General features: G+C 64.1%; 22 protein-coding genes and 1 tRNA gene. 14 read left to right on the top strand and 9 right to left on the bottom strand.

Translation table 11 applies throughout. The features are described 5' to 3' along the window. Window positions 1-32: 32 nt before the first annotated feature. The 4 genes from sufB to M2427_RS35510 form a co-directional block, all read right to left on the bottom strand. Entirely contained in the window at window positions 33-1,529 is a 1,497-nt protein-coding gene (sufB, locus tag M2427_RS35525) for a Fe-S cluster assembly protein SufB (protein WP_280711461.1), read from the bottom strand. 52 nt (window positions 1,530-1,581) lie between these two features. Then, window positions 1,582-1,776, bottom strand: a complete 195-nt coding sequence (locus tag M2427_RS35520) for a 4Fe-4S binding protein (RefSeq protein ID WP_028137126.1) — start codon at window positions 1,774-1,776, stop codon at window positions 1,582-1,584. A 141-nt stretch (window positions 1,777-1,917) separates the two neighbouring features. Next, window positions 1,918-3,648 carry a nif-specific transcriptional activator NifA gene (gene nifA, locus M2427_RS35515; RefSeq protein ID WP_280711460.1) on the bottom strand — a complete coding sequence of 577 codons (1,731 nt, stop codon included), beginning with the start codon at window positions 3,646-3,648 and terminating at the stop codon, window positions 1,918-1,920. A gap of 254 nt (window positions 3,649-3,902) precedes the next feature. Then, window positions 3,903-4,730: an SDR family oxidoreductase gene (locus tag M2427_RS35510; protein ID WP_280711535.1), complete on the bottom strand. Its 828-nt coding sequence runs from the start codon at window positions 4,728-4,730 to the stop codon at window positions 3,903-3,905. Between the two features lie 331 nt (window positions 4,731-5,061). Here M2427_RS35510 and M2427_RS35505 point away from each other — a divergent pair, with 331 nt between their 5' ends. Both M2427_RS35505 and M2427_RS35500 read left to right on the top strand, forming a co-directional pair. Next, window positions 5,062-5,898, top strand: a complete 837-nt coding sequence (locus M2427_RS35505; RefSeq protein WP_280711459.1) for a xanthine dehydrogenase — start codon at window positions 5,062-5,064, stop codon at window positions 5,896-5,898. Beyond that, on the top strand, window positions 5,895-6,122 hold the full coding sequence (locus M2427_RS35500) for a (2Fe-2S)-binding protein (RefSeq protein ID WP_280711458.1): 228 nt from the start codon (window positions 5,895-5,897) through the stop codon (window positions 6,120-6,122). Before M2427_RS35505 ends, M2427_RS35500 begins: the two co-directional genes overlap by 4 nt. 171 nt (window positions 6,123-6,293) lie before the next feature. Here M2427_RS35500 and M2427_RS35495 read toward each other — a convergent pair. Together M2427_RS35495 and M2427_RS35490 are read right to left on the bottom strand one after the other, a co-directional pair. After that, a tRNA-Arg gene (locus M2427_RS35495) sits at window positions 6,294-6,370 on the bottom strand. A 226-nt stretch (window positions 6,371-6,596) separates the two neighbouring features. Next, window positions 6,597-8,072, bottom strand: coding sequence for a HAMP domain-containing sensor histidine kinase (locus tag M2427_RS35490; RefSeq protein WP_280711534.1), 1,476 nt, complete (start codon window positions 8,070-8,072; stop codon window positions 6,597-6,599). Window positions 8,073-8,477: 405 nt separating this feature from the next. Between M2427_RS35490 and rpmH the strand changes: the two genes are divergently transcribed. The 11 genes from rpmH to dapE all read left to right on the top strand — a co-directional run bounded on the left by rpmH (window position 8,478) and on the right by dapE (window position 18,044). Beyond that, the gene (rpmH, locus tag M2427_RS35485; protein WP_008542748.1) at window positions 8,478-8,612 is read left to right on the top strand and encodes a 50S ribosomal protein L34; all 135 of its coding nucleotides are present in this window, start codon (window positions 8,478-8,480) and stop codon (window positions 8,610-8,612) included. 31 nt (window positions 8,613-8,643) lie between these two features. Continuing rightward, complete coding sequence (gene rnpA / locus M2427_RS35480; RefSeq protein ID WP_280711457.1) at window positions 8,644-9,033, top strand: ribonuclease P protein component; 390 nt, start codon at window positions 8,644-8,646, stop codon at window positions 9,031-9,033. A 16-nt stretch (window positions 9,034-9,049) separates the two neighbouring features. Continuing rightward, window positions 9,050-10,897 (top strand): membrane protein insertase YidC, encoded by a 1,848-nt coding sequence (gene yidC, locus M2427_RS35475; protein WP_280711456.1) that lies wholly within the window; start codon window positions 9,050-9,052, stop codon window positions 10,895-10,897. Window positions 10,898-11,039: 142 nt separating this feature from the next. Then, the gene (gene yihA, locus M2427_RS35470) at window positions 11,040-11,693 is read left to right on the top strand and encodes a ribosome biogenesis GTP-binding protein YihA/YsxC (RefSeq protein WP_280711455.1); all 654 of its coding nucleotides are present in this window, start codon (window positions 11,040-11,042) and stop codon (window positions 11,691-11,693) included. Next, window positions 11,693-12,061: a DUF423 domain-containing protein gene (locus M2427_RS35465; protein WP_280711533.1), complete on the top strand. Its 369-nt coding sequence runs from the start codon at window positions 11,693-11,695 to the stop codon at window positions 12,059-12,061. Before yihA ends, M2427_RS35465 begins: the two co-directional genes overlap by 1 nt. A gap of 85 nt (window positions 12,062-12,146) precedes the next feature. Next, complete coding sequence (gene argB, locus M2427_RS35460; RefSeq protein ID WP_280711454.1) at window positions 12,147-13,034, top strand: acetylglutamate kinase; 888 nt, start codon at window positions 12,147-12,149, stop codon at window positions 13,032-13,034. A 77-nt stretch (window positions 13,035-13,111) separates the two neighbouring features. Beyond that, a complete protein-coding gene (locus tag M2427_RS35455) occupies window positions 13,112-14,098 on the top strand; it encodes a DUF1036 domain-containing protein (RefSeq protein WP_348521964.1) in 987 nt (328 codons plus the stop codon). 194 nt (window positions 14,099-14,292) lie between these two features. Further along, window positions 14,293-14,985: a pyrimidine 5'-nucleotidase gene (locus M2427_RS35450; RefSeq protein ID WP_280711452.1), complete on the top strand. Its 693-nt coding sequence runs from the start codon at window positions 14,293-14,295 to the stop codon at window positions 14,983-14,985. Between the two features lie 263 nt (window positions 14,986-15,248). Beyond that, the gene (dapD, locus tag M2427_RS35445) at window positions 15,249-16,094 is read left to right on the top strand and encodes a 2,3,4,5-tetrahydropyridine-2,6-dicarboxylate N-succinyltransferase (RefSeq protein ID WP_280711451.1); all 846 of its coding nucleotides are present in this window, start codon (window positions 15,249-15,251) and stop codon (window positions 16,092-16,094) included. Between the two features lie 133 nt (window positions 16,095-16,227). Next, the gene (locus M2427_RS35440) at window positions 16,228-16,881 is read left to right on the top strand and encodes a DUF805 domain-containing protein (RefSeq protein ID WP_280711450.1); all 654 of its coding nucleotides are present in this window, start codon (window positions 16,228-16,230) and stop codon (window positions 16,879-16,881) included. Further along, window positions 16,878-18,044, top strand: a complete 1,167-nt coding sequence (dapE, locus tag M2427_RS35435) for a succinyl-diaminopimelate desuccinylase (protein WP_280711449.1) — start codon at window positions 16,878-16,880, stop codon at window positions 18,042-18,044. The genes M2427_RS35440 and dapE overlap by 4 nt, the downstream gene beginning before the upstream one ends. 135 nt (window positions 18,045-18,179) lie before the next feature. Here dapE and truA read toward each other — a convergent pair whose 3' ends face one another. The 3 genes from truA to def form a co-directional block, all read right to left on the bottom strand. Then, complete coding sequence (gene truA / locus M2427_RS35430; RefSeq protein ID WP_280711448.1) at window positions 18,180-18,917, bottom strand: tRNA pseudouridine(38-40) synthase TruA; 738 nt, start codon at window positions 18,915-18,917, stop codon at window positions 18,180-18,182. Next, window positions 18,917-19,852 (bottom strand): methionyl-tRNA formyltransferase, encoded by a 936-nt coding sequence (gene fmt / locus M2427_RS35425; RefSeq protein WP_280711447.1) that lies wholly within the window; start codon window positions 19,850-19,852, stop codon window positions 18,917-18,919. The genes truA and fmt overlap by 1 nt, the downstream gene beginning before the upstream one ends. Before the next feature lie 192 nt (window positions 19,853-20,044). Next, complete coding sequence (gene def, locus M2427_RS35420) at window positions 20,045-20,569, bottom strand: peptide deformylase (protein WP_280711446.1); 525 nt, start codon at window positions 20,567-20,569, stop codon at window positions 20,045-20,047. A 171-nt stretch (window positions 20,570-20,740) separates the two neighbouring features. Between def and rmuC the strand changes: the two genes are divergently transcribed. Continuing rightward, the gene (rmuC, locus tag M2427_RS35415) at window positions 20,741-21,943 is read left to right on the top strand and encodes a DNA recombination protein RmuC (RefSeq protein ID WP_280711445.1); all 1,203 of its coding nucleotides are present in this window, start codon (window positions 20,741-20,743) and stop codon (window positions 21,941-21,943) included. Window positions 21,944-22,095 lie beyond the last annotated feature (152 nt).

Genomic DNA, 22,095 nt, shown 5'->3' with positions numbered 1-22,095 from the left:
CACTTCCTCTTGCTTGTTGGGCCTGAAGGCGGTCATCCGACGCTGCCTTCAAGCGAGATCGAAATCAGCTTCTGCGCTTCCACCGCGAATTCCATCGGCAATTGCTGCAGCACGTCCTTGACGAAGCCGTTGACGACGAGGCCGACGGCCTCTTCCTGCGAAAGACCGCGCTGGATGCAGTAGAACAGCACGTCCTCGGAGATCTTCGAGGTCGTCGCTTCGTGCTCGAACGTCGCCGAGGAGTTCTTGGCTTCGATGTACGGCACGGTGTGCGCGCCGCATTTGTCGCCGATCAGCAGCGAATCGCAGGCCGTGAAGTTGCGCGCGCCGGTCGCCTTGCGGTGCGCGGTGACGAGGCCGCGATAGGTGTTCTGCGACTTGCCGGCGGCGATGCCCTTGGAGATGATGCGGCTCGACGTGTTCTTGCCGAGATGGATCATCTTGGTGCCCGAATCAACCTGCTGGAAGCCGTTCGAGATCGCGATCGAGTAGAACTCGCCGCGCGAATTGTCGCCGCGCAGGATGCAGCTCGGATATTTCCAGGTGATCGCCGAACCGGTCTCGACCTGGGTCCAGGAGATCTTGGAGTTGTTGCCGCGGCAGTCCCCACGCTTGGTGACGAAATTGTAGATGCCGCCCTTGCCTTCCGAGTTGCCGGGATACCAGTTCTGCACCGTCGAATATTTGATCTCGGCATCGTCATGCGCGACGAGCTCGACCACGGCGGCGTGCAACTGGTTCTCGTCGCGCTGCGGCGCGGTGCAGCCTTCGAGATAGGAGACGTAGGAGCCCTTGTCGGCGATGATCAGCGTGCGCTCGAACTGGCCGGTGTTGCGCTCGTTGATGCGGAAGTAAGTGGACAGCTCCATCGGGCAGCGCACGCCCGGCGGCACGTAGACGAACGAGCCGTCGGAGAACACCGCCGAATTCAGCGTCGCGTAGAAATTGTCCGAGGTCGGAACCACCGATCCCAGATATTTCTGCACCAATTCAGGGTGCTCGCGGATCGCTTCCGAGATCGGCATGAAGATCACGCCGGCCTTCTTCAGCTCCGCCTTGAACGTGGTCGCGACCGAAACCGAATCGAAGACAGCATCGACCGCGATCTTGCGGCGGGCGGGATCTTCCTCGCCGGGCTTCGGCTCGACGCCTTCGAGCATGGCGACCTCCCGCAAGGGGATGCCGAGCTTCTCGTAGGTCTTCAGGATCTCCGGATCGATCTCATCGAGCGAGCTGACCGTCTTCTTCGGCTTCGGCGCCGCGTAGTAATAGAGGTCCTGGAAATCGATCCTGGGATAGTCGACGCGGGCCCAGGTCGGCTCGGTCATGGTCAGCCAGCGCCGATAGGCTTCCAGCCGCCACTGGAGCATCCAGGCGGGCTCATTCTTCTTTTGCGAGATGAACTTGACGATCTCTTCCGAGAGCCCCTTGGGAGCCTTCTCGGAGTCGATCAGGGTCTCGAACCCATAACGATACTGGTCGACGTCGATGCCGCGAACCCGCTCGATGGTTTCCTGAACTGCCGCCATCTATCGCTCCGCTGGCAAGATCGACTTCGCAGCCTGCGTCATCGGTCGCCCCTCAGGCCGGGATGCAGGTGTCGGGAACGGGACAGACGACCGCGCATTGCGCCGTGTCGAAATGGCCCTCGCACTCGGTGCACTTCTTCGGGTCGATCACGTACATGTCGCGCTTGAGGCTGATCGCGGCGTTCGGGCATTCGAACTCACACGCACCGCAAACCGTGCATTGCGAGGCGACGATCTTGTAGGCCATGTGCTCGACTCCTTGAGTGGACGATGCCGTCGGGCACATCCTTTCAAGCGTCGTGCCAATCGCGAAGCGCTGGAAACTAAACGATTATTTGCGCGGAGCCGTTGTCGTGGGCCCGACATGTCGCATCTGCGACAGTCGCTGTCAGAGCCGCTTGACCTCGATGCCGTGCTTCTTCAGTGCGTAGCCGATTTGCCGCGGGGTCAGGCCGAGCAGTCGAGCGGCCTTGGCCTGGACCCACCCGGACTTCTCCATAGCCGCGACGACCCGGTCGCGATCGGCCATGTTGCCGGCTGGAGTTCCACCGGCGACGCTCGACCCGGCCGGCTCGGAAACCTGCGGTGCTACACTCACATCTGCTTCACGCGCAGTCCTGGCTGGAAGGACGGACAGTGGTACGATCGGTAACGAGCGTTGCGCCGCAGCTTCGGATCCGCCCTTCCACAGCATCGCGGACAGGCATTGGCTGTGGCAGCATGCGAAATCGTTCCTGACGATCTCGGGGCCCGGTGCCAGCGTCGCGGTGCGCTGGACGCAATTCTCGAGCTCGCGCACGTTGCCCGGAAAGCCGCAGCTCATCAGAACTTCGATCGCGTGGCGGTCGAAGGTCAGCGCACGGCCATTTTCCGTATTGAAGTTCTTCAGGAACTCGTTCGCCAACAGCGGAATATCACTGCGCCGTTCGCGCAGCGGCGGCAGCATCATCGGCACAACGCTGATGCGGTAATAGAGGTCGGCGCGGAATTCTTTGCGCGCCACCGCCTCTTCCAGATTGCGGTTGGTCGCCGCGATGACGCGAACATCGACCTTGATGGTCTGGTTGCCGCCGACGCGCTCGAACTCCTGCTCCTGGAGCACCCGCAGCAGTTTGGCCTGGAACGACGCCGAGATCTCGCCGATCTCGTCGAGGAACAGTGTGCCCTTGTCGGCGAGTTCGAACCTGCCCTTGCGGGAATTGAGCGCCCCGGTGAAGGCCCCCTTCTCGTGGCCGAACAGCTCGGACTCCAGCACCGATTCCGGCAGGGCCGCGCAGTTGATCTTGATGAAGGGACGCTTGGCGCGCGGTGACAGCTCGTGAATGGCCTTTGCGATCAGCTCCTTGCCGGTGCCGGATTCGCCGCGCAGCAGCACCGTGGAGTTCGACTTTGCCACGATCGCGATCTTCTCGAGCAACCCTCGCAGCGCCGGGCTGTCGCCGATGATGCCCTCGACATGAACCTTGCGGCGGTCGCGCGCCGGCTTCAGCTCGGACAGCTCCTTCTGGAGTCGATAGCTCTCATGCATCAGCCGCTCGCGGTCCTGCGCGACGACCCGATGCAACTTCACGGTCTGCCCAATCAGGTTGGCGATCATCGTGAGCAGCCGCACGTCTGAGTCGAGCCGATACATCGACCGTTCGTCCCAGACCCGATCGATCGTCAGCGTGCCGACAACCTTCGCATCGATGCGAATGGGAACGCCGATAAACGATACCCGCGTCGTCTCGGACGCACCGAGAGCGTCCATATCGGTCGAGTTGAAGGCGGGATGGGTCGCGATGTTCTCGGCAACCAGCGGCATGGCGGTTGCGACGATCTGATCGACGGCCTTCTGCGGCAGCCGGACCCGGTAACGCTCATCGCTGCCCTCGCTCCAGCCGGCTCCGACGGTCAGATCGGGAATACCGTCGTCGGCCAGCAGTGCGACGACGCCGTGACGCATCTGGAGGAACGATTGCAGCAGGTTCACGACGTTGGCGAGCGTGGTCTCCAGACGCGTCGGCGCGGTGAGTATCTTGGAGATCTCGAAGATGCCGGTCAGCGCGATCTCGTTGATGGGCACGATCGGCGCAGTATGATCGGCCTTCCTTTCAACCACGGGAGCAGCGTGCAGCATGACGGAATCTCCGTTGCCTGTGACATCCTCCCAGCGGCCTTCTTTGGAATTTGTCGTATTCTCATTCATGTCGTGTCGGGAGTCGCGCTCAACTTGTCAGCATCGTTGCAAAAAGATTCCATCGCACTTGCACGCTTTGTGATCCGATTCATGGAATTGACCGTCGAAATATGCGACACGCCCGGAATCGGGATCTCCGCATTGATCCAGCGCAAATCGGCAAAGTTTTTTCGCGGGCGGCCGTCGTAGCTTGATCACACATGTTGCCCGCCGTTGATCGGTACTTCAGCACCAGTGACGTAGCTGGCGGCATCCGAGCATAGGAAGAAGATCACCTTCGCGACTTCGTCCGGCGTGCCGACGCGATGCAACGGGATGACCGGCGCCAATTTGGCCTCGGTCTCCGGTGACAGGATGTCGGTCTTGATCTCGCCGGGCGCGATCGCATTGACGCGTATTCCGAACGGCGCGTAGTCGTGCGCCATCTCGCGGGTGAGGCACGCGAGCGCGGCTTTCGAGGTCGCATAGGCGGTACCGGCGAACGGATGCACCCGTGAGCCCACGATCGAAGTGACGTTGACGATCGCGCCGCTCGCGCGCTTCAGCTCGTCGACCAGCCCCTGCGCGAACAGCACTGGCGCCAGCAGATTGACGTGGAACACGCTCATCCAGGTTTCCACCGGCGTCGTCAGCGAAGTCAGGCGCGTGCCGTCGGCGGCCTTGGGCGAGATGCCGGCATTGTTGATCAGCGCGTGCAACGGCGCGCCGTTGAGCCGCTCCTTGATCTCGGCCACCGCGCGCGGCAACGCACGATGGTCGCTCAATTCGACCTGCACATGATTGTCCGTCCCGGAATCCCATGGACACAGACCGCCGTCGAAAGGCTGGCGGGAGCAGGTGACGATGCGCCAGCCGGCCTCGGAGAACAACTTTCCCGTCGCGTGGCCGATGCCTCGGGATGCGCCGGTCAGCACCAGCGTCTTCCGTTCGCCAGCTTGCGCACGCGACTTGTCGCCGTGAAACGGGCACAGCGCGACGTCGGATGCCGGCGAGCCAGCCGGTGCAGCGTTGCGATCCAGCAGATCAAGCGTCACGGAAGCTCCTCGCTGCGTCCGAGCGGACGCATGTATAATGACGACGCGGCCAAGTTTGCAGGAATTGGGCCACGCGCGACCGCCCAATCGTTGAGATTTTCGCCGCCTTGTGTCGGCTTCGCGACACGCTGCAGGGTTTGCAACATGCGCGCGTGCGCTTTCGAACGAGGCGGCGCCTTCGCTGCGCGTTTCTGCTTTCCTAATGTTGGCCGACAGTTGGCAGTCAGTTTTCAACCGTTCCAAATGGCCCGGCTCTTGCTCTTCCCGTTGCAAGCTCGATCGCGCTTCGCTGCGCTTTCCCTGCAAACGTGGTTTTCAGATGCCCCAGCCGCACGACCACCAACTCTTCGCCGTCATCCTCGGCACCAACGAGATCGCATCCGCGGTCGCCATCCAGCTCGTGCGGGCCGGATATTGCGTGGTGCTGTCGCACGATCCGGATCCGCCGGTGATCCGACGCAAGATGGCGTTTCACGATGCACTCTTCACGGACACCATGCAGATCGAGGACATTGTCGCCGAGCGCGTCGATGGCGGCGTGCAGGTCTATCAGGCGCTGCGCCGGCCACCGCACGTCATGGTCACCTGGCTCGGCCTGCTCGATTTGCTACCGGTCCGCCACATCGACCTTCTGATCGACGCACGCCTGCAGAAGCGCCGGATCACCCCCGACCTTCGACGGCTTGCCCATCTGACCATCGGGCTCGGCCCCGGCTTCTCGACGAACTTCAATTGCGACGTCGCGGTGGAGACTCGGCCCGGCAAGATCGGGCTCGTGGCCGACACGCGCTGGACCGATGCGGCCGACGGCGTCGCGAGTGCGCTGGGTGATGTCGGCGCGGAGCGCTTCGTCTATTCGCAATTCGCCGGACGCTGGCACACGCCGGTCGAGATCGGTACCCGCGTCTACCGGGATCTCGTGCTCGGCCATCTCTCCGGCGTTCCGCTGCTCGCGCCGCGCGACGGCATTTTGCGCGGCATCGTCCGCGACGGGAGCGAGGTGCCGGCCGGCGTCAAGCTGGTGGAGATCGATCCGCGCGGCCGCGACGCCCAGTGGACCGGAACGGACGACCGCGGCCGCGCCATTGCAAGCGCGACGGTCGCCGCCGTGAGGCTCCATGCGGCGCGACGCACGACACAACGGAATCCGGCATGATCGTCTGCTCCTGCAACATCATCAGCGATCACGACATCAGGGGCGCGGTGGTCGCAACCGACGACGAGCTGCTTTCGGCGGCGCAGGTCTACGATTGCCTGGGATGCACCGTCAGGTGCGGGCGATGCTCGCAATCGGTACGCCGGATTCTCGATGAGCGGTCGTCGCGTTGCGCGCAATATCGAGAACGTCTGCACTTGCAACGGCAAGCATATCCTGAGTGACACCTGCATTGTTCGACGGTGTGCGAGCCGACGGAGGGCAGAGGTGATCGACTAAAAACATTGCTGCGGAGCGAAGAGTCTGCTGTTGACCCCGAGCATGGAGATCGCCGCAGGCGCCCTGACGGTCACACGCGCAGAGGTTGGACAAAAAACTTAATGAAAATAGATAGATGGCGCGCCCGGAACGATTCGAACGTCCGACCCTCAGATTCGTAGTCTGATGCTCTATCCAGCTGAGCTACGGGCGCGTTTTTCGCAAGAAGTGCGGACCTAAGCCCGCACGCAGCCTCCGGACAGCGCCGGAGGGGTGCGAAAGAGCGCTCTGACTAACCGCTCTTGGCGGCGTTGGCAAGGTCTGCCTGAGCGGTATTTTGGGGCATTTCTGCATCCCCAACGTCATTCCGGGGCGACCCGAAGCGGCGAGCCCGGAATGACGAGAGCATTGACGTGGAGCGGTACTCGTCCTTTGGCCTATTACGCCCGCTGCCGCTCGTTGCGGATGGAGAGGAGTTCCACCGGGCGATCCGGGATGACGATCCGGAAGGTGGCGCCGATGGTGCCTTCGACCAGGTGGATCTCGCCGCCATGGGCGCGGACCAGTTCGGCCGCGATGGCAAGGCCAAGCCCGCTGCCCCCGGGACGGCCGGAGGTCTGGAACGCCTCGAACAGACGCGCCCGGGTCCTCTCGGGCACGCCGGGGCCGGTGTCGGAGACCTCCAGAATCGCGACCGCGCCTTCGCGCTTCCCGGTGATCCGGATCTGCAGCGGGCCGCCGTCGCCGGAGGCGTGGGTCTCCAGCGCCTGGGCGGCGTTGCGCACCAGGTTGAGCAGCACGCGAAACAGCTGGTCGGGATCGGCATCGACCGCGAGGCCGCGCTCGATCGCGGCGACCCAGGCAATCGTGGCGTCGTTGGCGAGGCCCGCGGTCTCGCGCACCTCGAGCACGACGGGCTCGATCAATATCATCCGGCGGTCCGGCGCGGCCTCCTGCGCGCGGCCGTAGGACAGCGTCGACTGGCAGAACGCGATGGCGCGCTCGAGCGAGCGCACCAGCTTCGGCGCGAAACGCTGCACCCTGGGGTCGGGCACGCTGGCAAGCTGGTCCGAGAGCAGTTGTGCCGAGGCGAGCAGGTTGCGCAAGTCGTGGTTGATCTTGGAGACGGCGAGACCCAGCGCGGCAAGCCGGCTCTTCTGGTGCAGCATCGACATCAGGTCGCGCTGCATGTCCGACAATTCGCGCTCGGCGACGCCGATTTCGTCGCTGCGCTGGCTCGGCACGATGATCCGCGCCGAGCTTTCCGGATTCTCGTGGAAGCCGACCAGGCTCGCGGTCAGACGCCGCATCGGCCGCACGAAGAGATAATGCAGGGCGAGATAGACGAGGCCCGCGGTCAAGACGCCGATGATCAGCGCGACCACCACGACGTTACGGGAGAAGCGATACATCGACTGCCGCAGCGGCAATTCGTCGGTGACGATCTCGACAAACTGGGCGCTGCCGACGCCCGGGCCGACGATGCGGATCGGCTGGTTGCCCGTCTCCAGCATCATCTGGAACGAGCCGGTGATGGCCTGCCACACCGTCATGTCGCGCAGATCGACGTCGTGCTCGATCGTGGCAGGCAGATTGTCGCTGGCGAGCAAGCGGCGCTGCTGGCCCATCTTGATCGCGACCGCGCGCGCATTGATGCTTTTCAGGATCTGGCGCGACAGCGAATCCGGCACCATGCCGAGCGGTGCCGCATCGAGCACCAGCGCCGCCGTGTTGGCCGCGGCGACGCGGTCATTGAGCCGGTTGACCCAGAAGTTCGCGATCGCGGGCACATAGAGCAGGACAGCCGCGATCATGACCAGGGGGACGGTCAGTAGCAGCAGCTTGCCGGACAGGCCGAGCCCACCCGGTCCACGGGACCGCGTCACCGGCTGGTCCTCTGGCCGATCCGGATCCATATCCTGATCCTGCGTCGGCTGCTGGAGGTCTGTCGCTACCACGGAATTCGCCCCTGCTGGCCTTCTGATAGAGCACGACGGGATGGAGGATGCGACCCGCCCCGGGGACCGGTCAAATTACGGATCGCTAATCTGCCAAGGTGGGATGTATGCGCTGATATCGCTATTCGCCACCTCAAGGGTTAAAAACCCCAAGGAAACAGCGATATTCACCGGAACTGTGCGGTCCTGCGGCGTTGACGAAAACAAGACGCTCGCTTATAAGCCGGCCAAATTGTCCGCGATGACCCGGTGCGACACCGGGAGCGGCTCTTCTGGGGCCGGAAACGGCCCGTTTTGGGCCGCATCTTCCGGACTTTATCATCAATTCTACAGGCAAATTGCCCGGTCAGCGGAGAAAAACCCGTGAAGCGGACTTATCAACCCAGCAAACTGGTGCGCAAGCGCCGTCACGGCTTCCGTGCTCGTCTCGCCACGGCCGGCGGCCGCAAGGTCCTCGCCGCCCGCCGCGCCCGCGGCCGCAAGCGTCTGAGCGCCTGAGCCGGACTGGCCCCTTTACTGGGATCTCATCATGGATCGGCTGAGGCAGCGAGCGGATTTCCTCGCCGTTGCCAATGGCGCGCGGGTGAATAGTCCCGCGTTCGTCCTGCAAAGCCGCAATCGTGACGACTCTGGCCCTGTCAGGATCGGCTTCACCGTTACCAAGAAGAACGGCAACGCCCCCGAGCGCAATCGCATCCGGCGCCGGCTTCGCGAATTGGTGAAGCGGCTCGATCCGGTATCGATGCAACCCCATCATGATTACGTGCTGGTTGGCCGCAGGGACGCGCTCTCGCGCGACTTCGCCACCATGCTCGACGATCTGCGCATAGCGTTCACGAAGCCCCCGCGGCAGGTGAAGGGACGCGGGCCGAAGCCAGAACCAAGGCCCGCGCCCGCCGCCAGCCGCAAACCGGATTGATGACGAGACCCCAGTGATGACTGACAATCGCAATACCATCCTCGCCGTCATTCTGTCCGGCCTGGTGCTGATCGCCTGGCAGTACTTCTACAACGTGCCGGCGATGGAGAAGCAGCGGGCCCAGCAGCAGGCACAGGCCGAGCTGCAGAAGACCAATCCGCAGCCGACGGCGTCCGCAACGCCGGGCGCCGCAACGCCGCAGGCTGGCACGACAACCCCCACCGCCGCGCCGGGCGCGAACCAGCAGGCCCAGCCGACCGTCAGCCGCGACAGCGCGATTGCCGCAAGCCCGCGCGTCAAGATCGAGACGCCGCGCCTCGCCGGCAGCATCGCGCTGAAGGGCGGCCGTATCGACGACCTCGCGCTGCTGCAATTCCGCGAGACAGTCGACCCGAAATCGCCGCCGATCATTCTCTATTCGCCTTCGGGCACGGCTGAACCCTATTACGCCGAGTTCGGCTGGGTTGCTGCGACGGGCGTGACGTCGAAGATGCCTGATGCGCAGACCATCTGGCAGCAGGACGGCAGCGGCAGCCTGACGCCGACGACGCCGGTGAAGCTGAAATGGGACAACGGCGATGGCCTCACCTTCAGCCGCACCATCTCGGTCGACGACCATTATCTCTTCACCATCAAGGACGACGTGAGCAATGTCGGCAATTCGCCTGTCACGCTCTATCCGTTCGCGCTGATCTCGCGCCACGGCACACCGCAGGTCTCCGGCTATTACATCCTTCATGAAGGCCTGATCGGCTATCTCGATGGCCTGCAGGAATATGCCTACAAGAAGATCGACGAAGCCAAGTCGGTGAGCTTCAAGGCCACCAATGGCTGGCTCGGCATGACCGACAAATACTGGGCCTCGGCGCTGCTGCCCGACACCAGTGCGCAGCTTCAGGCGCGGTTCTCCTCGAACCTCACCGGCAACGTCCACACCTACCAGACCGACTATCTGCTCGACCCCGTCACCGTCGCGATCGGCGGCACGGCAACCGCAAACGCGCGGCTGTTCGCGGGCGCCAAGGAAGCCGGCGTCGTCGGCGTGTTCCCGTTCGCAGGGCTCGGCGGCTACAACAAGGAGCTCGGGCTGAACCATTTCGATCTCTTGATCGACTGGGGCTGGTTCTACTTCATCACCAAGCCGATGTTCCTCGGCCTCGACTTCTTCTACCGCTTCTTCGGCAATTTCGGCATCTCGATCCTGCTCGTGACCGTGATCGTGAAGCTGTTGTTCTTCCCGCTGGCGAACAAATCCTACGCCTCGATGGCGAAGATGAAGTCGGTCCAGCCGCAGCTTGCGGCGCTCAAGGAGCGCTATCCCGACGACAAGGTGAAGCAGCAGCAGGAGATGATGGAGATCTACCGCAAGGAGAAGATCAATCCGGTCGCCGGCTGTCTTCCCGTGGTGATCCAGATCCCGGTGTTCTTCTCGCTGTACAAGGTGCTGTTCGTCACCATCGAAATGCGGCACGCGCCGTTCTTCGGCTGGATCAAGGACCTCTCCGCGCCCGATCCGACCAACCTCTTCACCTTGTTCGGCCTGATCCCGTTCGATCCGACCACGCTGCCGGTGTTCGGCCATTATCTCGCGCTCGGCATCTGGCCGATCATCATGGGCATCACGATGTGGTTCCAGATGAAGCTGAACCCGACGCCGCCGGATCCGACGCAGCAGATCATCTTCAACTGGATGCCGCTGATCTTCACCTTCATGCTGGCAGGCTTCCCGGCCGGCCTCGTGATCTACTGGGCCTGGAACAACACGCTCTCGGTGCTCCAGCAGAGCTTCATCATGCGCCGCAACGGCGTGAAGGTGGAGTTGTTCGACAATCTCAAGGCGACGTTCGCACGGAAGGCGACGTAGCTTTTCCGGCGTAACCAGGCGCAAATGCCTCCACATCGTCATGCCCGGGCTTGTCCCGGGCATCCACGTTTTGGAACGTACCGTGCAGACCAACGTGGATGGCCGGGACAAGCCCGGCCATGACGAAAGGTGAGATCTTCGCATGACCGACGACAAAGATGCGAAGCTGATCGAGGCCGGGCGAAAGCTGTTCGCGCGCGACTGGCAGTTCATCTGGGCATCGCCCTCGATCCAGACGCTGCCGCCGATGGCGGGGCTGGAGATCGCCTTTGCCGGCCGCTCCAATGTCGGCAAATCGAGCCTGATCAACGCGCTGACGGGGCGTAACGCACTGGCGCGCACCTCGCATACGCCGGGCCGCACCCAGGAGCTGATCTTCTTCGAGGTGCCCGGCAAGACGGACCTGCGCCTCGTCGATATGCCCGGCTACGGCTACGCCAAGGCGCCCAAGAGCCAGGTCGCGTCCTGGACCGAGCTGATCCACACATTCCTGCTGGGCCGCGCCTCGCTCGCGCGCGTCTACGTGCTGATCGACGCGCGGCACGGCCTGAAGGATGTCGATCTCGAAGTCCTGAAGACGCTCGATCGCTCGGCGGTCAGCTACCAGGTCGTGCTGACCAAGGCTGACCAGGTGAAGGCCTCCGAACTGGCGTCCTGCATCGCCGCGACGGAAGCCTCGCTCGCCAAACATCCGGCCGCGTTCCCGAACGTGATCGCGACCTCCTCGCGCAACTCCTCCGGAATGGCTGAATTGCGTGCTGCCATGGCGAAACTCCTGGAGGAGCGGACCAAGTGATGCTTCGCCCGCTGATTGCCCTTGCCGGTTTGATGGGCGCCGCCGGCGTGGCGCTGGCCGCGGCCGCCGCTCACGGTGCGGACGCCAGCCGGCTTGCCTCGGCGAGCGCCATGCTGCTGTTTCATGCAACTGCCATATTGGCGGTGGTCGCCTTGCTCGCGCGCGGCCTTCTGCATGGCGGAATTGGCCTGATCGCCGCATTCGGCTTCGTGATCGGCGCCGCGCTGTTCGCGGGCGACCTCACCTTGCGGCAATATGCCGGCCATTCGCTGTTTCCGATGGCGGCACCTTCAGGCGGCACGCTGATGATTGCGAGCTGGCTGGCGGTGACGCTGGCAGCGGTGGTGGCGGCGCGCGCTAATCCCTAGCGGCGGCATGCCAGTCACACTTTGCGCCTCGCCCGCCAATCAGATAGAACGCAGGCCGCGTTAGTCCCGCCAGCGAGACCTCGACATGACCGAAATCTCCCCGCTCGACCAGGCCCGCATCCTGTCCGAAGCGCTGCCGCACATGCAGCAGTACGACGAAGAAACCATCGTCATCAAATATGGCGGCCATGCCATGGGCGACGAGGAGACCGCGAAGAACTTTGCCCGCGACATCGTGCTGCTCGAGCAGACCGCAATCAATCCCGTCGTCGTGCATGGCGGCGGGCCGCAGATCGCCACCATGCTCAAGCGCCTCGGCATCGCCTCGGAATTCGCAGCCGGTCTGCGCATCACCGACGCAGCGACCATCGAGATCGTCGAGATGGTGCTTGCCGGCTCCGTCAACAAGCAGATCGTCGGCTATATCAACGAGGCCGGCGGCAAGGCCGTGGGCTTGTCCGGCAAGGACGCCAACATGGTGAAGGCATCGAAGACGACGCGCACCATCATCGATCCGGACTCGCATATCGAAAAGGCGGTCGATCTCGGCTTCGTCGGCGACCCCGAAAAGGTCGATCTCACGCTGCTCAACCAGCTGATCGGCTACGAGCTGATCCCGGTGCTGGCGCCGCTCGCGACCTCGAAGGAAGGCCAGACGCTCAACGTCAACGCCGACACCTTTGCAGGCGCCGTCGCCGGCGCGCTAAAAGCAAAACGCCTCTTGCTGCTCACCGACGTGCCTGGCGTGCTCGACAAGTCGAAGAAGCTGATCCCGCAGTTGTCGGTGAAAGACGCGCGAAAACTGATCGCCGACGGCACCATTTCCGGCGGCATGATCCCGAAGGTCGAGACCTGCATCTACGCGCTCGAACAGGGCGTCGAGGGCGTCGTCATCATCGACGGCAAGATGCAGCACGCGGTGCTGCTCGAGCTCTTCACCAACACGGGCACGGGAACGCTGATCCACAAGTGATGAGCGAGAAGTCGAGAGACGCTGTCATGGCCGGGCGAGTGCGGCGACCAAATCGCTCGGCTCTGACGCGCTTCCTGATGACGCTGCCGGCTGCCGCCGTCTCGTTGTTCTTCTCCTCCGCTCCCGCTTTTGCCGATCTGAAAATCTGCAGCCGCATGTCCTATGTCGTCGAGGCCGCGATCGGCATCGACGACAAGGCGGCGACCGCGACGCGGGGCTGGTTCAGGATCGATCCCGCCAGCTGCCGCGTCGTGGTGCAGGGCACGCTGACCGCCGATCGCATCCTGCTCAACGCCCGCGCGCTCGGCGTTTACGGTGCGTCCCCGATTCCGCAGAACGGCAACGACATGCTCTGCGTGGCGCAGGAGAATTTCGTCATCGCGGCGGCGCGGCAGTGCCGCAGCGGCCAGACCCAGGCCCCCTTCACCCAGATCACGCCGACGCAGGGCGACGACGGCAATCTCGTCGCCTATCTCGCCGAAGACTCCGAATATGACGACGAGCAGGCGCGGCTTGCCGGCATCCAGCGGCTGCTGGTGATCGCAGGCTACGATGTCGGCGCGATCGACGGCGTCGACGGCCCCAAGACGCAGGCCGCGCTCGCTGCTTTCCTGAAGAGCCGCGGGCTGTCCACTGAGGTGGTCTCCTCGCCGAATCTGTTCAAGACCATGGTCGATGCGGCGCAAGCGCCGTCTCCGAGCGGACTGACCTGGTGCAACGACACGCCGCACAAGGTGATGGCAGCGATCGCGACCGACGATGGCAAGTCGGTGACCAGCCGCGGCTGGTACCGCATCGATCCCAAGACGTGCCTGCACCCTGATGTGACCGGCCAGCCGAAGCAGATCTTCAGCTTCGCGGAAGCCGTCGATGCCGACAACCGCGCCATCAAGCTGAAGGACAGGCCGCTGAACTGGGGCGGCGACAAGCAGCTCTGCACGCGCGAGACCAAGTTCGAGACCAATGAGCAGACCGATTGCGGCGCGCGAGGGTTTGCGGCAACGGGCTTTGGTGTGGTGGATATGAGCAGCGGCGGCAAGACGCTGCGCTTTGCGTTGCCGTGATGGTGGCGGTGACGGTGCGACATCCTCCGCCGTCGTCCTGGCGAAAGCCAGGACCCATTACCCCGAGATTGGGTTTGGCGAAGAACGATGACCCGGGTGCCCCATTGATGGGCCGCGGAGTATGGGTCCTGGCTTTCGCCAGGACGACGATTGAAGGCGGAGCTGCGGCTTCAGCCAACCGATAGAGATTTGAGATGAGCCATCCCCGCGCCTTCAGACATGTCGACACCTGGGTGTTCGACCTCGACAACACGCTCTATCCGCATCATGTCAATCTCTGGCAGCAGGTCGATGCGCGGATCGGCGAGTTCGTGTGCAACTGGCTGAACGTGGGCCCTGCGGAAGCGCGAAAGATCCAGAAGGACTATTACCAGCGCTTCGGCACCACCATGCGCGGCATGATGACCCTGCATGGCGTGCGCGCCGACGATTATCTCGCCTACGTGCACAAGATCGACCATTCGCCGCTGGAGCCGAACCCGGCGCTCGGCGCGGCCATCACAAAACTGCCTGGGCGGAAACTGATCCTGACCAACGGCTCGGTCGACCATGTCGATGCGGTGCTGGCGCGGCTCGGTCTCGGCTCGCATTTCGACGGCGTGTTCGACATTATCGCCGCGGAGTTCGAGCCCAAGCCGGCGGCGCAGACCTATCAGAAATTCCTTCGGCAGCACGCGGTCGACCCGACCAGATCAGCCATGTTCGAAGACCTCGCCCGCAACCTTACCGTTCCGCATCAGCTCGGCATGACCACGGTGCTGGTGGTGCCTGATGGGACCAAGGAAGTGGTGCGCGAGGATTGGGAACTCGAGGGGCGCGATGCAGCCCATGTCGATCATGTCACGGATGATCTGGCGGGGTTCTTGGGCAAGCTCTCTGCCACATAGCTGCTGTCTCGTCCCGTGCAAGCGTCAGTGGAGACCGGGGATCCATAACCAAGCAGTTGGTTGTCACACGAGACTGATCACTCCGAGTCTTCGCCAAACCCCTCCCTGTGGCTTTGGGTCCCGGATCGGCGCGCGCTTGAGGCGCGCTTGTCCGGGACGACAGCGGAGTATCGACGACACTGGAGTTGGCCTTGACTCCGCCCCCCAAATCCCGAAAAAGCCTCCCAATCCATCAAAATTCCCGTTCCCAAGAGGAAATCCCGATGTCCCTGTCCGCCCTTGAATCCACCATCAACAGCGCCTTCGAGGCACGTGACGGCATCTCGACCGCGACCAAGGGCGAAGTCCGCGACGCCGTGAACCAGTCGCTGGAGATTCTGGACAAGGGCGAGGCGCGCGTTGCCGAGCGCGGGGCCGATGGCAAGTGGAAGGTCAACCAGTGGCTGAAGAAGGCCGTGCTGCTGTCCTTCCGCCTCAACGACATGGACGTCATTCCCGGCGGTCCGGGCCAGGCGAACTGGTGGGACAAGGTGCCCTCGAAGTTCGAGGGCTGGGGCCCGAACCGGTTTCGCGAGGCCGGTTTCCGTGCCGTGCCGGGCGCGGTGGTGCGCCGCTCGGCCTTCATCGCCAGGAACGTCGTGCTGATGCCGTCCTTCGTCAACCTCGGCGCTTACGTCGATGAGAGCACCATGGTCGACACCTGGGCCACTGTCGGCTCCTGCGCGCAGATCGGCAAGCGCGTGCACATCTCCGGCGGCGCCGGAATCGGCGGCGTGCTCGAGCCGCTGCAGGCCGAGCCCGTGATCATCGAGGACGATTGCTTCATCGGCGCGCGCTCGGAAGTCGCTGAAGGCGTGATCGTGCGCAAGGGCGCGGTGCTGGCCATGGGCGTGTTTTTGGGCGCCTCGACCAAGATCGTCGACCGCGAAACCGGCGAGATCTTCATGGGCGAGGTGCCGGAATATTCGGTGGTGGTGCCCGGTGCGCTGCCCGGCAAGCCGATGAAGAACGGCCAGATCGGCCCGAGCACCGCCTGCGCCGTGATCGTCAAGCGGGTCGACGAGCGCACGCGGTCGAAGACCAGCATCAACGAGCTGCTACGGGACTGATGTCAGGCGAATAGCGAGTGGCAAGTGGCGGATCGCATCCGCGCCCTACTCGCCATTCGCTTCTGAAATCGAACCCACCCTTCCTCCATCGCGACCAATTTCCGGACGGTCTCTCCCGCCCGGAGCCCTTCGCATGGACTGGAGCTGGTATCTCTTTCGCTTCGACGGCCGCATCAACCGCGCTTTGCTGTGGCAAGCGCTGCTGATCGTCGCCCTGCTGGCGGGCTTGCTCGAGGTCGTCGGTCAAATCGTGCGGGCCATCGAGGGCGGCACGTCCCTCGCCCTCAGGCTCGGCTTCGACATCGACTTTGATTTCGCCCTCGACGACGTCTTCAGGGCTGTCGACCCCCGGGCTTACCGCGCGCTGGCCTCCGCCGATCGCACGACCCTGGTCCTTAGGGCACTCGGCACGTCGCTGTTCTTCTGGATCTTCCTCGCGACCGCGATCAAGCGGCTGCACGATCGCGACAGGAGCGGATGGTGGATCGTTCCCTTCGTCTTCGTCCCCCGGCTGCTTTTTCATTTTTCGGACTTGCTTCCTGCCTCCAGCTGGTTCGTTCCGTTCGACTGGGCGATCTCCGCGCTGTGGCTGTGGGGCCTCGTCGAATTGTTCATTGTGCCGGGCACTTCGGGCCACAACCGGTTCGGTCCCGATCCGCTCGCCGAAATCGAGACCTCCTTCGCACCCGCATCCCCTGCGAAAAGCTGGGACCAGCAGCGCGAGATCGAATTTGTCCCGCCCAGCGCTAGCCCACCCGGCGGCATGCATGTTAAGCGGGGCGCATGACCGATGCTCTGTCCATTGCCCGCGACCTCATCCGCTGCCCGTCAGTAACCCCTGAAGATGCCGGTGCGCTGGGCGTGCTTGAAAAGGCACTGAACGCAGCCGGCTTCATTTGCCACCACGTGACCTTCAGCGAGGACGGCATCGCTGATGTCGACAATCTCTATGCGCGGATCGGCACCGAAGGCCCGCACATCACCTTTGCCGGCCATACCGACGTCGTGCCGCCCGGCGACGAGAGCGCCTGGAGCGTCGGCGCGTTCTCCGGCGAGGTGAAGGACGGTTTCCTGCACGGCCGCGGCGCGGTCGACATGAAGGGCGGCATCGCCTGCTCGGTCGCAGCCGTCCTGGAACATCTCGCCGCGAACGGCGGCCAGCCGCGCGCCGACGGAAAGGGCTCGATCTCGTTCCTGATCACCGGGGACGAGGAAGACGTCTCCATCAACGGCACGATCAAGCTGCTCAAATGGGCGGCCGAGCGCGGCGAGAAATTCGATCATTGCGTGCTGGGCGAGCCCTCCAATGTCGAGACGCTCGGCGACACCATCAAGGTCGGCCGCCGCGGCTCGCAGTCGGGCACGGTTGTGGTCGAGGGCGTGCAGGGCCACGTCGCCTATCCGCATCGCGCGGCCAATCCGGTGCCGGATATTTCGCGGCTGATCGTGGCGATCTCCGACGAGCCGCTCGACCATGGCAGCGCGCAGTTCCAGGCCTCCAATCTCGAATTCGTCTCCGTCGACGTCGGCAACAAGGCCTTCAACGTCATCCCCGGCGAGGCCCGCGCGAAATTCAACATTCGCTACAACGACAACCATACGCAGGCATCCTTGCGCGAGCTGGTCGAGACGCGACTCGCAAAAGCCTGCGGCAACCGCATCAAGGCCCGCATCGTCTGGGAGCCGTCGAACTCCAACGTGTTCGTGACCAAGCCCGGTCCCTTCACCGATCTCGCCGTGTCCGCGATCGAGGAAGTCACGGGCCGCAAGCCGGAGCTGTCGACATCGGGCGGCACGTCGGATGCGCGCTTCATCTCGAGCTATTGCCCGGTGATCGAGTTCGGGCTGGTCGGCCAGACCATGCACCAGGTCAACGAGCGTGTGCCGGTGGTGGATTTAGAGAAGCTGACGAAGGTGTATCGCGGGATACTGACGCGGTATTTTGGGTAGGCACATCTGCCTGCCACACTCTCCGCCGTCATGCCCGGGCTTGTCCCGGGCATCCACGTTCTTTGCCACCCCGACAAGAAAGTTCGTGGATGGCCGGGACAAGCCCGGCCATGACGCCAGAGGTGGCATCAGTCGCTAATAATCCACCTGCATCAGATACAGCCCCTCCGGCGGCGCGACGATGCCGCACGCTGCGCGGTTGCGTGCAGCGAGCGCTGCGGAGAGATCGTCGGCGGTCCAGCGGCCTTCGCCGACCCAGACCAGCGAGCCCACCATCGAGCGCACCTGGCTGTGCAGGAACGAGCGCGCCGAGGTAACGATGATGATCTCGCGGCCATCGCGAAAGACGTCGAGCTGGTCGAGCGTCTTCTCCGGCGATTTGGCCTGGCACTCGGTGTCGCGAAAGGTCGTGAAATTGTGCTTGCCTAGCAGGCGTTGCGCTGCCGCATGCATCGCATCGGCATCGAGCCGGCGCGGTACGCGCCAGGCATGGCCGAAATCGAGCGCGAGATTGGCGCGGGTGTTGATGACGCGGTAGCGATAGTGGCGCTTCACGGCCGAGAAACGCGCCTCGAACGTATCAGGGACAATCTCCGCCTCCAGCACCGCGATCGGATGCGGGCGCAGATGTGCGTTCAATCCGTCGCGGAAGCGACCGGGCGGAAACTGCTTCTCGATATCGACATGGGCGACCTGGCCGCGCGCATGCACGCCGGCATCGGTGCGGCCGGCGCCATGGACCCGCAGATCCGCACCGGTCATCGCCTTCACCGCTGCCTGCAACGCGCCCTGCACGGAGGGCAGCGTGTCCTGGATCTGCCAGCCGAAGAACGGCGCGCCGTCGTACTCGATGGTGAGCTTGTAGCGGGGCATCAGAGAAGCCGCATCGGCGGCTCGAGCTTCACACCGCGCAGGAAATCAATCGCCTGCATCCGCGCCTTGCCCTCGCGCTGCAGCTCGAGGATGCGGATCGCGCCCTCGCCGCAAGCGATGGTGAGTTGGTTGTCGAGCACCTCGCCGGGCGCACCGGATCCCTTGGCGAGCTCGCAGCGCAGGATTTTGACGCGCGCATTCTCGGTGACGCCTGATAGCTCCGCCCAGGCGCCGGGAAATGGCGACAGGCCATGGATGTGACGCAGCACCGCGTGCGCGGGCTTGCTCCAGTCGATCCGCGCCTCGGCCTTGTCGATCTTGGCAGCGTAAGTGACGCCATCCTCGCTCTGCTTCTTCAGCTGCAGCCCGCCGCGGTCGAGCGCCGCCATTGCCCGCACCATCAGATCGGCACCGAGTCGGGACAGGCGATCGTGCAGATCGGCAGCCGTCATGTTGTCGGAAATCGCGAGGCGCTCGGCCATGGCGACGTCGCCGGTGTCGAGGCCGACATCCATCTTCATCACCATCACGCCGCTCTCGGCGTCGCCCGCCATGATCGCGCGGTTGATCGGCGCGGCGCCGCGCCAGCGCGGCAGCAGCGAGGCGTGCAGATTGTAGCAGCCGAGCTTGGGCGCATCGAGGATCGCCTGCGGCAGGATCATGCCGTAAGCGACGACGACGGCCGCATCGGCCTCGAACGCGCTGAACTCGTCGAGCGCTTCCTGTGTCTTCAACGTCTTCGGCGTCAGCACGGGCACGCCGAGTTTTCGCGCGGCTTCTTCAACGGGGGTCGGCTGCAATTGCAGCCCGCGGCGGCCGCCCGGCTTCGGCGCACGGGTATAGACGGCCACGATCTCGTGGCCGTGCGCGACCAGCTCGAGCAGCGTCGGCACGGAGAAATCGGGCGTGCCCATGAAGATCAGGCGAAGGGGCATGACAAGGACTCGGTACGTTCCCTCCCCCCTTGCGGGGGAGGGTTAGGGAGAGGGGTGCCGCACGACGCGCTCTGTCAGAATGAGCGCGGATTAGTTCTTGCCCAGGTTGGACCGTTTGCTGAGCTACCCCTCTCCCCCGCAAGGGGGGAGGGAGCGCAGGGGAGCGTACGGCAACACCAGTCGCTTACAACTTTACTCCGCGCGCTTGGCGGCTTTCTCGAACTTCTTGATCACGCGGTCGCGCTTGAGCTTCGACAGATAGTCGACGAACAGCACGCCGTTGAGATGGTCGATCTCATGCTGGATGCAGGTGGCGTAGAGGCCTTCGGCGTCCTCCTCGTGCAGCTTGCCGTCGAGATCAGTGAAGCGCACGCGCACCTTCGCCGGACGTTCGACCTCCTCGTAATATTCGGGGATCGACAGGCAGCCTTCCTCGTAAGTGGACAGTTCCTCGGAGGAGGCGATGATCTCCGGATTGATGAAGACGCGCGGCTCCGGCTTGGTCTCGCCGTCCTGGTTGGGCTTGGCGAGGTCCATGGTGATGAGCCGCAGCGGCTGCGCGATCTGGATCGCCGCAAGCCCGATGCCGGGCGCGTCGTACATGGTCTCGAACATGTCGTCGGCAAGCTTGCGGATCTCCGGCGTGACCTTTTCGATCGGCTTGGAGACCAGACGCAGCTGCTTGTCGGGCAGAATGATGATTTCTCTGAGGGCCATGGCGGGCGATTTAAGCCGCGCGCGACATGCGGTCAATGCGGCCTGGTACGCGTTAACCCTCCGCTAACCATAAAACTTCAGCTTTTGTTAACCATAAAAATTAACGAGGCATTCACCCGAAATGTTCGCTATTCGTTCGTGCGACCGGCCGAATCGGCTAGAAGGGCAGTCATGAACGAGATCATTTTCATGGTGGGCGACTGGCCGGTGCGCACAATCGATGCGCTGATCGGCTTCGGCGCCCTTATCCTCATCCTGCTGGTGGTGATTGCCGTCGTAATCGCACGGTCAGGGCGGCGCGGCGCGGAACTCGCGATGGCGAGCGCGATCCGGGCCGACGAGCTCGAGGAACGCCTTGCCCAGGTGCTGCGCGCCCAAGCTGAGGCCTCGGGCCGGGCCGATGCCATGACCCAGACGCTGGCCGGCCGCCAGGCGGAGATGGCGCGGGCGGTCAACGAGCGGCTGGATTCGGTGACCCACCGCGTCGGCCAGTCGATGGAGCACTCGACCCGCAACACCATGGAGAGCCTGCGCGCGCTGCACGAGCGGCTCGGCATCATCGACAACGCGCACAAGAACCTCACCGATCTCACCACGCAGGTGACGACCTTGCGCGACGTGCTCGCCAACAAGCAGTCGCGCGGCGCGTTTGGTCAGGCGCGGATGGAGGCGATCGTCCAGGACGGCCTGCCGAAGGGCTCTTACGAATTCCAGTTCACGCTCTCGACCGGCAAACGGCCGGACTGCGTCGTGTTCCTGCCCGACCAGCGCCCGCTCTGCATCGACGCGAAATTTCCGCTTGAGGCGATGACCGCGCTGCACGACGCCCGCACCGACGAGGAGAAGCGCATCGCCACGCAACGGCTGCGCGGCGACGTGATGAAGCATGTCAGCGACATCGCCGAAAAATACCTCGTCACCGGCGAGACCCAGGAGATGGCACTGATGTTCGTGCCATCTGAATCGGTCTACGCCGAGATCCATGACGGTTTCGACGACGTGATCCAGAAGGCCTACCGCGCCAGGGTCGTGCTGGTGTCGCCCTCGCTCTTGATGCTCGCGATCCAGGTGATGCAGCAGATCATGAAGGACGCGCGCATGCGCGATGCTGCCGACCAGATCCAGACCGAGGTGATCAAGCTCGGCGACGATCTGGGGCGCCTGCGCGACCGCGTGCTCAAACTGCAGAAGCATTTTGCCGACGCCAACGAGGACGTCCGCCAGATCCTGATCTCCGCGGACAAGATCGAAAAGCGCGCGGGGCGAATCGAGGAACTGGATTTCAGCAAGAGCGACGCACCCGCGGAGGGCCCGCGGCTGGTGGCGTCAGGCGCGCCGGAGCTGTTTCCGAGGAAGCTCCAGGCGGGGGAGTGATTCTGCGCTGAGATGCAGTAATTTGCCGCCATTCCACCGGTGTGGGGGGGGGGGGGGGGGGGGGGGGGGGGGGGGCCCGGGGGGGGGGGGGGGGGCGGGGCCCCCCCCCCGCCCCCCCCCCCCCCCCCCCCCCCCCCCCCCCCCCCCCCCCC

The organism is Bradyrhizobium sp. BR13661 (genome assembly GCF_029892425.1).
GTDB lineage: Bacteria > Pseudomonadota > Alphaproteobacteria > Rhizobiales > Xanthobacteraceae > Bradyrhizobium.
The sequence above is the reverse complement of the archived record's forward strand: the minus strand, read 5'-3'. Positions and strand labels throughout refer to the sequence as shown.